At 69.3% G+C, this 8,876-nt stretch carries 7 protein-coding genes and 2 pseudogenes; 2 read left to right on the top strand and 7 right to left on the bottom strand.

Annotated elements, in window-relative coordinates; translation table 11 throughout:
- The 7 genes and pseudogenes from ACFY3V_RS39585 to ACFY3V_RS39555 all read right to left on the bottom strand — a co-directional run.
- A pseudogene (locus ACFY3V_RS39585) lies at positions 1 to 701 on the bottom strand (hypothetical protein); the annotation flags it as partial.
- 31 nt (positions 702 to 732) lie between these two features.
- Positions 733 to 2,004: an activator-dependent family glycosyltransferase gene (locus ACFY3V_RS39580; protein ID WP_389780452.1), complete on the bottom strand. Its 1,272-nt coding sequence runs from the start codon at positions 2,002 to 2,004 to the stop codon at positions 733 to 735.
- Between the two features lie 23 nt (positions 2,005 to 2,027).
- Positions 2,028 to 3,143, bottom strand: a complete 1,116-nt coding sequence (locus tag ACFY3V_RS39575) for a DegT/DnrJ/EryC1/StrS family aminotransferase (RefSeq protein WP_362907607.1) — start codon at positions 3,141 to 3,143, stop codon at positions 2,028 to 2,030.
- Between the two features lie 31 nt (positions 3,144 to 3,174).
- Positions 3,175 to 4,980 (bottom strand): fatty acyl-AMP ligase, encoded by a 1,806-nt coding sequence (locus ACFY3V_RS39570; RefSeq protein ID WP_389780450.1) that lies wholly within the window; start codon positions 4,978 to 4,980, stop codon positions 3,175 to 3,177.
- A 43-nt stretch (positions 4,981 to 5,023) separates the two neighbouring features.
- The gene (locus tag ACFY3V_RS39565) at positions 5,024 to 5,587 is read right to left on the bottom strand and encodes an LmbU family transcriptional regulator (RefSeq protein ID WP_362522351.1); all 564 of its coding nucleotides are present in this window, start codon (positions 5,585 to 5,587) and stop codon (positions 5,024 to 5,026) included.
- A 259-nt stretch (positions 5,588 to 5,846) separates the two neighbouring features.
- On the bottom strand, positions 5,847 to 6,149 hold the full coding sequence (locus ACFY3V_RS39560) for a hypothetical protein (RefSeq protein WP_362770330.1): 303 nt from the start codon (positions 6,147 to 6,149) through the stop codon (positions 5,847 to 5,849).
- A 5-nt stretch (positions 6,150 to 6,154) separates the two neighbouring features.
- On the bottom strand, positions 6,155 to 6,790 hold the full coding sequence (locus tag ACFY3V_RS39555) for a GNAT family protein (RefSeq protein ID WP_362907611.1): 636 nt from the start codon (positions 6,788 to 6,790) through the stop codon (positions 6,155 to 6,157).
- Between the two features lie 306 nt (positions 6,791 to 7,096).
- Here ACFY3V_RS39555 and ACFY3V_RS39550 point away from each other — a divergent pair, with 306 nt between their 5' ends.
- Together ACFY3V_RS39550 and ACFY3V_RS39545 are read left to right on the top strand one after the other, a co-directional pair.
- Positions 7,097 to 8,326, top strand: coding sequence for an acyl-CoA dehydrogenase family protein (locus ACFY3V_RS39550; protein WP_350950397.1), 1,230 nt, complete (start codon positions 7,097 to 7,099; stop codon positions 8,324 to 8,326).
- A gap of 8 nt (positions 8,327 to 8,334) precedes the next feature.
- A pseudogene (locus tag ACFY3V_RS39545) lies at positions 8,335 to 8,876 on the top strand (hypothetical protein); the annotation flags it as partial.

The following is an 8,876-nucleotide window of genomic DNA, read 5'->3' as shown; positions in this document are numbered from 1 at the left end:
GGGGGGATGACGGCGGTGCCGTTGTAGGGGATGTAGCGCAGGGGCAGGTAGGTGTGGGGCAGGTCCAGGCGTAGTGAGGTGGGGGTGTAGTCGATCGTGAAGTGACCGCTCGTCATGTCCTCGGAGAAAGCCACGCCCGCCCGCCTCGCGTGCAGCCCCATCCACTGCCCGAGCGCGTCCGACAGGTGGCCTCCGTGCTCGCGCCTCGCCCGCAGGTAGTGGCCGCGCATGCGGGCGAACAGGTCGAGCCCCCACATGAAGCGGGCGTGCGCGGCCCCGCTCGCCTTCGCCGCGATCGCACCGGCGTAGCTGAGCGGCTCCCAGATGACCAGGTCGGGCTTCCAGTGCCGGCAGAAGTCGGTGAGGTCCACGATCATCGGATCGTTCACCAGCCGGCACCACCACAGCACGTGCCCCTGGTAGCCCTCCCTGATCTTCTCCCAGGTGAGCATCTCGGGGCGGTCCTCGGCCATGTCGAAGTCCTTCTCCTGGCCCGAGTCCTTGGCGTGCTGGAGCACCCTGCCGAGACTGTGGTCCCTGCCGACGGGCACCGCGGTGAGGCCGGCGCCGGTGATGACGTCGGTGAGCTCCGGCTGGCTCGCCACCCGCACCTCGTGACCGGCGTTGCGCAACGCCCACGCCAGCGGCACCATCCCCAGGAAATGGCTTTTTTCGGCGTACGTCGTGAACAGGACGCGCATGGTGTTCCTTCCTGCGGCCGACCTCGTGGCCTCAGCCGGTCCCCGTGCCGCCGCGGTGGTGGGCGGTGAGTCTTTCCAGTTCGGGGACGAGGTCGTTGGGGGTGGGCATGGTGTGCATCTCCTCGCGGAGCCGTGCGGCGGCGTGGGTGTAGGAGGGGTCGCCGAGCAGGCGCAGCAGGTCCTCGCGCACCCGGGCTCCGGTGGCCTCGCCACCGCGCACCACCAGCCCCGCCCCCAGCCCGGTCAGGTGGTCGCCCAGCACCGGCTCGTCGAACAGCTTCGGGAGCACGAGCTGCGGCACGCCGTGCGAGGCCATGGTGAACACCGTGCCGGGTCCGCCATGGTCGATCACCGCGGAGCAGGTGGGGGCGAGGGCGTGCAGGGGGACGAAGGAGACGAGGCGGGTGTTGGTGGGGACGTGGTGGAGTTCGGCCTGTTGTTTTTCGGGGAGGGTGGCGATGATCTCGAGGTCGAGGTCGGCGAGGTGGGTGAGGATGTCTTGGACGGGGACGGAGTAGCCGTCGAGGCGTTCGGTGGCGGAGGTGCCGAGGGTGAGGCAGATTCGGGGCCGGGTGGGTGGGGTGTGGAGCCAGGGGGGGATGACGGCGGTGCCGTTGTAGGGGATGTAGCGCAGGGGCAGGTAGGTGTGGGGCAGGTCCAGGCGTAGTGAGGTGGGGGTGTAGTCGATCGTGAAGTGACCGCTGGTGAGGTCTTCGGAGAAGGTGGTGCCGACCTTGGCGGCGCGGGCGGTGAGCCACTGGGCCATCGCGTCGGGTTCGTGGGGGGCGTGTCGCTGCCTGGCGGTCAGGTAGTGGCCGCGCATCCGGGCGAACAGGTCCAGGCTCCAGAGCATCCGGGCGTGCGCGGCCCCGCTCGCCTTCGCCGCGATCGCACCGGCATAGGAGGCCGGCTCCCAGATGACGAGATCGGGTTTCCAGTGCCGGCAGAAGTCGGTGAGCTCCACGATCATCGGATCGTTCGCCACCCGCCACCACCACGGCACGAGCTCGTCGTGATAGCCCCGGCGGAGGTACTCCCAGGTGAGCATCTCCGGCCGGTTCTCCGCCATGTCGAACGGCGCCGGCCCGTCGGGATCCAGGCTTTCGGCGTGCGTGAGCAGCCGGTGCAGCATGTGGTCCTTGCCGACGGGCACCGCGGTGAGGCCGGCGCCGGTGATGACGTCGCTGAGCTCCGGCTGGCTCGCCACCCGCACCTCGTGACCGGCGTTGCGCAACGCCCACGCCAGCGGCACCATCCCCAGGAAATGAGTCTTCTCGGCATAGGTGACGAACACCACACGCATCGGCCGGCCCGGCCGGTCGCCCGTCACAGCGCCGCCAGCACCTTGAGCAGCGACTCGACCACCTTCGTCTGGTCGCCCTCGGTCAGCGACGGATACATCGGCAGCGAGAAGATCTCCCCGGCCGCCGACTCGGTGACGGGCAGCGTCCCCGCCCGGTAGCCGAACTTCGCGAACCCCGACATCGTGTGCACCGGCCACGGGTAGCTGATGTTGAGCGACACGCCGTACGGCTTGAGCGCCTCGATGATGTCGTCGCGCCGCGGATGGCGGACCACGTAGACGTAGTACGAGTGCTCGTTGCCGGGGGCGACCGCGGGCAGGACGACGTCGGTGCCGGCCAGCGCCTCGGCGTACCGGGCCGCGACGGCCCTGCGGGCGGCGACGTAGCCGTCGAGCCTGGTCAGCTTGCGGCGCAGGATCTCGGCGTGCACCTCGTCGAGCCGGCTGTTGTGGCCGGGCGTCCGCTCGACGTAGTAGCGCTCCCTCATCCCGTAGTAGCGCAGCTGCCTCAGCGCCGCGTCCACCTCCGGGTCGGAGGTGATCGTCGCCCCGCCGTCGCCGTACGCCCCGAGCACCTTGGTCGGGTAGAAGGAGAACGCGGCCGCCTCGCCCATCGAACCCGCGATCCTGCCGTGATGGCGGGCCGCGTGCGCCTGCGCGCAGTCCTCCAGGATCAGCAGGTCGTGCCGGGTGGCGATCTCCCGCAGCGGGGCCATGTCGACGCACTGACCGTACAGGTGCACGGGAAGCAGGCAGCGGGTCCGCTCGGTGATCGCCGCCTCCACCTGCCCGACGTCCATCAGGTAGGTGTCCTCGTGCACGTCGACGAAGACCGGGGTGGCGCCGACGGCGTCGATGGCCACGACCGTGGGCGCCGCCGTGTTCGACACGGTGATGACCTCGTCGCCCGGCCCGACACCCAGGGCCTGGAGCCCCAGCACGATCGCGTTCGTCCCGTTGTCGACGCCCACACAGTGCGAGACGCCGTGGTAGGCGGCGAAGGCCGCCTCGAAGTCGCGCACACCGCGCCCGAGCACGAGCTGGCCCGAGCGGAACACGGTGTCCACGGCGTCGAGGATGTCCTCGCGTTCGTTCTCGTACTCCTGCAGATAGTCCCAGACGAAAAGGGGCCTGATCACGCATCACCTCCGGAAGGGAAGCCACTTCGGCTCAGTGGTCGAACTCCCCGCGGAGGTACTGCTCGCGGCAGGCACCACGGCGGATCTTTCCACTGGTCGTCCGCGGCAGGCTGCCGCGCCGTACGAGGACGAGGTCGTGCGCGGCCAGGCCGTGGTTGCGGGTGATCTCCTGGCGCAGGACGCGCAGGACCGCCTCCCTGTCGTCCTGCTCGGCCGCCATGAGCGCGGGGCCGGCCTCGACGAGGACGACGAGTCGTTCCTCGCCCTCGGCCTCGCTGGAGAACGCGGCCGCCGCCCCCTCGGAGCCGACGTCTCGCACGGCCTGAACGGTCGCCTCGATGTCGTCCGGGTAGTGGTTCCGGCCGCGAATGATGATCATGTCCTTGGCCCGGCCCACCACGTGGAGGTTGCCGCCGAACAGGAAACCGAGGTCGCCCGTCCGCAGCCAGGGGCCGGAAAGCAGCTCGCCGCCGGTCTCGGCGAGGTGCTTCGCGAAGACCTCCGCCGACCGCTCCGGCTGGTTCCAGTAACCGTCCGCCACATTGGGCCCGCTCACCCAGATCTCGCCGACCCTCCCCTCCGGCAGCGAGGTCAGGCCCTCCTCGTCGCGGATCCGCACCGACACCCCCAGGCTCGGTACCCCGCAGGAGACGACGCGCACGGTACCCGGGCTGCCCGGCGGGCACTCGCGGGCGATGCCGGCGGCCAGGTCCGCGCGGTCGAAGCAGCGGTCGGTCATGCCCTCGCCGACCGGCGGCGCGCTCACCGGAAGGGTCGCCTCGGCCAGGCCGTAGCAGGGGGCGGGGGCGGTGGGCGCCAGGCCGCCGGCCGCGAACGCCGAGATGAACGCCTCGGTCGACTCGGCGTACACCGGCTCCGCGGCGATCGTGAGGAGCCGCAGCGAGCCGAGGTCGAGCTCGCCCCTGCGCTCGACGGCCACCCGGCGCACACACTGGGCGAGGCTGGAACTCGGCGCGACGCTCCAGTCGGCCCGGTAGTCGGAGATCATGCGGAGCCAGCGGTACGGATCCTGCACGAAGGCCATCGGGCTGAGGTTGACCGAGTGCGCGCCCGCGCCCAGCGGGTTGGTGATCGCGCAGACGAGTCCGAAGTCGTGGAAGAACGGCACCCACGACGCGACGACCGAACTCGGCCAGTGTGCCCTGATCTGGTAGTTGGTGATGGTCATGTTCTCGTGCGTGACGCGGACGCCCGACGGGGTGCCGGTTGAGCCGGAGGTGTACTGCAGGTACGCCACCGCCTCCGCCCGCATGTCCGGCCTGCGCCAGTGCGCTGCGTCGGCCACGGGAACCTCGTCGACGCGGACCAGATGCTCGGGCGGGCGCTCCATCCCCTCCAGCAGCCGCTGGACGGACGGGTGAACCGCGGAGGTGGTGAGCACGCACCGCGGTTCGCAGTCCCCCATCACCGATCGCAGGCGCTCGTTGCTGCGCAGCGCCTCGGGCGCGTAGAGCGGCACCGCCACGAGACCGGCGTACAGGCAGGCGAGGAACGCCACCACGTACGCCGGCTCGTGGGGACAGAGCACCGCCACCCGATCGCCGGGCTCGCACCGCCGCTGGAGGACCGCGGCCACCGCGCGGGCCCGCTCGTCGAGCTCGGCGTAACTCATCGTCCGCGAGCTCTTCTCCCTGCGGCCGGTGTCGCGGCGCATGCCGTACTCGACGAAGGTGACGGCGGGGGAGGAGCCCGAGGTCCTGGCGAAGCGGCCGACGCTGTCGGGCAGGTAGCGGAGACGGAGGCGTTCCGATCCCCGAGGGGTGGTGACGGCGGTCTCGATGACGTCCTGTGGCGACGCGCCGTGATCGGGGTCCAAGCTGTCTTCTCCGTCCGCTCGTTGAGGCTTCGCCGCCCCGTGGTCAGGCGGACTGGGGGAGCGCGCCGGCCTTCCTCGACTCCAGCGCCGCGAGCGCGGCGCGGTCCAGGTTGGAGACCATCCAGACGAGCAGATCCTGCTCGGTGCTCTCCGCGGCCTCCTGCCAGCGTTTCTTCTGCTCCGCGATGATGTTCATCTGAATGTGGGTGACCTCGTCGGCGGTGCCGCCGTTGCGTTCCGCCTTGATACGCCGCCGCAGCTCGTTCCTCGACCAGCTGCCCTTCTCCGCCCGGTTGAGCCAGATCTCCTGGTCGGGCTCCGGCAGGCTGGCCACCTCCGCGTGGTGCTGGAAGCTCAGCTTGTCGCGCCGCCTGGAAAGACTGAACTGCCGGGCCACCCAGGCGTAGTTCCGCAGCGTCTGGTAGTCGAGGGAGGTCTCGGCGATCGCCCGCTTGTAGCGGTCGGGATAGTGCGCCTGGCCGTAGATCAGCCAGTCTCCCAGCCACCAGGCGGAGGAGTCGGAGATGATGAAGATCTGGCGGCCAAGGCGGCTCCAGGCGGTCAGCGACATACCGGGGGGCAGTGAGAGAGCCGTTCTCCTGGTCATGCCCGGTGCGTCGAGCGCCATCCGCGCGTTGCCGGCCGGTCTGGCCTGCCCGTGATGTGTGGTCGCAAGACTTGGGTAACCGTTGACGCCTGTCACATCTGTCACGCCCTTTCGCCCCGGCGGGTCGTCGATGGCTGAGAGTTTGCCCTAGGCGCCACGGGAGAGTTCTAGACAAGATCTAGACGCCCTGACAGATGAGTGACGGAGGCCAGGTCAAGGCCGTTTTCCCCGCTCACCGTGCTTGTCCCGCCCGTGGGCGCTACTTCTGGCCGTCGGCGCGCGGAGGGAGACGTTCGATGACGAAGTCCGCCAGGTCGTCGAAGTTTCTCCCGGTGAAACCGGCCATGTCGTCCAGGAGCGGGACGCCGTAGGTGTCCTCCAGGGCGAGGATGAGGAGGATGATGGAGAAGGAGTCGAGGTTGCCCAGATCGCTGGGCTCGGGGATCTCCCCCAGGTCGGTCAGCTCGGGAATGGCGAGCTCGGAGGAGCTGAACAGAACGATCTTCAGCGCCTCGCGCTCGATCTGCTCGCGCACTTCCTTCTTCTGGTCGGAAACGAACATCTCGGTCAACTCTTTTCTCCTTCGGATGCCTCGGCGGAATCGGTGGACACTGCGGATACGGTGGATACCGTGGACGCGGTGGATGCCGCCTCCCGGCGTTCGCCCGGCCCCTGCGCGAGCTTATTGAGGAGCTCGGTGCCGTGCTCCTCCCACTGCTCGCGGTAGACGGCGTAGATATGCACGTCTCGCAGCGCTCCGCGATCGTAAAGATGCTCGGGGAGAGTCGCCTCTTTGTAGGCGGAGTTGAAGGCCGTACGGAAAGCCGCGAAATCCGTCTCGGTGGTCCAGAAATATATCTTTCTGACGTTCCACATGGCGAAGGCGTAGTTGACGGTCATCAGGATGACCTCCGCGCCGACCCCGTTGCCGGCCGCGGCGGGATCGGTGAAGAAGCTCGCCCGCACATGCTGTCCCGAGAGGTCGAGATGGTGGAACGAGACGTATCCCACGACCCTGTCGGTGTCCCGCCGCTCCACGATGAACTGCGCGGACACCTCTTTGGAGTACAGCGCGCCGAACACCTCCGCCGAGGGCAGGTCGTTCAGCTCGGCCTTCAGGAGAAGGTCGTGCGCCGTGACGCCCTCCGGAGGATTGGCATGGCGCAGCAGCGTCCTTCTGGTCTTGGTGTGGGGAAAGAGCACGTTCTTCCACCTTCAACTCGGCGTTGCGGCTGAATGGGATTACCCGGGGTATTGTTCGAGCCGGCCGGGTGACTGTCATCCCCTGCTTCAAAGCGGCGGGTCCGTCTCGCCAGCGGGACAGATGCTAGTTCCGGGTGATCGGTGGGTCAAGCTATTCTCCGGCCGTCCCCAATGCCCATGGAATGCCATTTCCCGGATCGTGCATAATTTCCCGGTTGATTTCTTAGGCGGCTGGCGGAAAAGTCGTTTATGGTGCATGCGGCGGCAGCGGGCCGACGTGCGAACGCAGGGAAGCGGGATGGGCTGATGACAGTGCACACCGAGAACGCCGTGATGCCGGGAGAGCTCCGCGAGCCGATCACCCCCGAGGGCCGCGACCTGATCGGCCTCGTCGAGACGCACCTACCGGCGATCGCCGCCGCGGCCCCGGACAACGACCGCAGCGGCACCTTCCCGCGTGACATCTTCGAGGACCTGCGAAGGAGCGGGGTTCTCGGCGCCACGGTGCCCTGCGCGCTCGGCGGCCTGGGGGTCGATCGTCTGCACGACGTCTCTCTGGCGTTGCTGAGGGTCGCCGAGGCGGACGCCTCGACGGCGCTCGCCTTGCACATGCAGCTCAGCCGGGCGCTGACGCTGACCTACGAGTGGCGGACGGGACCGGCGCTCGCGCGGACGCTGGCCGAGCGGCTGCTGCGCGGCATGGGCTCCGGCGAGGCGGTCGTTTCCACGGGGGTGAAGGACATCCCCCGCGACCGGCGTCCGACCACGCTGACGCAGACGGCCGACGGCGGCTGGCTGCTGTCGGGCGGCAAGACCCTGGTGAGCATGGCGCCCATCGCCACGGACTTCGCGGTGTACGCGCAGACGCGCGTCCCCGGACAGCGTCCCCAGTCGGGGATGGCGGTGCTCTCCAGGAACTGCCCGGGGCTTCGCGTACTGGACAACTGGGACGGCCTGGGGATGCGGGCCTCCGGGAGCGTCGACATCGTGTTCGACGACTGCGTCATCCCCCCGGAGGACGTGGTCCTGCGCGGGCCCGCGGGTGAGCAGGACCTCGCGATGCTCGCGGGGCAGACGGTGAGCTCGATCACCATGCTGGGGATCTACACCGGCATCGCCCAGTCGGCGCGCGACATCGCGGTCTCGACCCTCATCCGCAGGGGAGCCGCGGGGGCGGCGGCCGCGCGGACGCTGGTGGCGGAGATGGACGCGCGGCTCTTCACGATGAGGTCGACGGTCGCGGCGGCCCTGGCGCGCGCCGACCGGCTCTCCTACGACGACACGGGCGACCCCCGGGAGCGCGGACCGGCCATGATGACGCCGTTCCAGTGCGCGAAGCTGATCGTCAACCAGCTGGCGCCCGCCGTCGTCTTCGACGCCCAGAGCCTGATCGGCGGCGCCTCCTTCTCGGCCTCCCACCCACTGGCGCGGCTCTACCGCGACGTGCGCGCGGGTGGCTTCATGCAGCCCTACACCTACATCGACGCCGTCGACTATCTGAGCGCCCAGGCCCTGGGAGCCGTGAAGAACGGTTAGGAGAGGTCATGCGCGTTCTTTTCACGGCGTACGCGGAGAAGACCCATTTCCTGGGGATGGTGCCGCTGGCGTGGGCGTTGCGCAACGCCGGTCACGAGGTGCGGGTGGCGAGCCAGCCGGAGCTCACCGACGTCATCACCGGCGCCGGCCTCACCGCGGTGCCCGTCGGCAAGGACCACATCCTGCACCGGCTGGTGAGCACGACGAAGGAGAGGGACGCCGCCTCCAGGGACGCCGTTTCCGAAGGCGCCGCCTCCGAGGAGCGGGAGTCCTCCTTCTTCGACCTGGCGGAGGAGCGGCCGGAGAAGCTCACCTGGAAGTATCTGAAGGACGGCTACGGCGGGAAGTTCGTGCCGTGGTGGTGCCGGGTGGTGAACGACCCGATGATCGTGGAGCTCACCGACTTCTGCCGGCACTGGAAACCCGACCTGGTCATCTGGGAGCCCGTCACCCACGCCGGTGCGATCGCGGCGAAGGCGAGCGGGGCCGCGCACGCCCGGATGCTCTGGAGCCTGGACCTGTTCGCCCGGATGCGCGGCCACTACCTGAC

The sequence above is a fragment of the Streptosporangium sp. NPDC000095 genome (assembly GCF_042899335.1).
In the GTDB taxonomy this organism is placed as follows: Bacteria; Actinomycetota; Actinomycetes; order Streptosporangiales; family Streptosporangiaceae; genus Streptosporangium.
This window is presented reverse-complemented; position numbering and strand designations above follow the sequence as displayed.

Bases quoted from the DNA above. Each gene is read 5' to 3' on its own strand.
- ACFY3V_RS39580 (WP_389780452.1), bottom strand. From the start codon at position 2,004: ATGCGTGTGGTGTTCGTCACCTATGCCGAGAAGACTCATTTCCTGGGG.
- ACFY3V_RS39565 (WP_362522351.1), bottom strand. From the start codon at position 5,587: ATGACCAGGAGAACGGCTCTCTCACTGCCCCCCGGTATGTCGCTGACC.
- ACFY3V_RS39560 (WP_362770330.1), bottom strand. From the start codon at position 6,149: ATGTTCGTTTCCGACCAGAAGAAGGAAGTGCGCGAGCAGATCGAGCGC.
- ACFY3V_RS39550 (WP_350950397.1), top strand. From the start codon at position 7,097: ATGACAGTGCACACCGAGAACGCCGTGATGCCGGGAGAGCTCCGCGAG.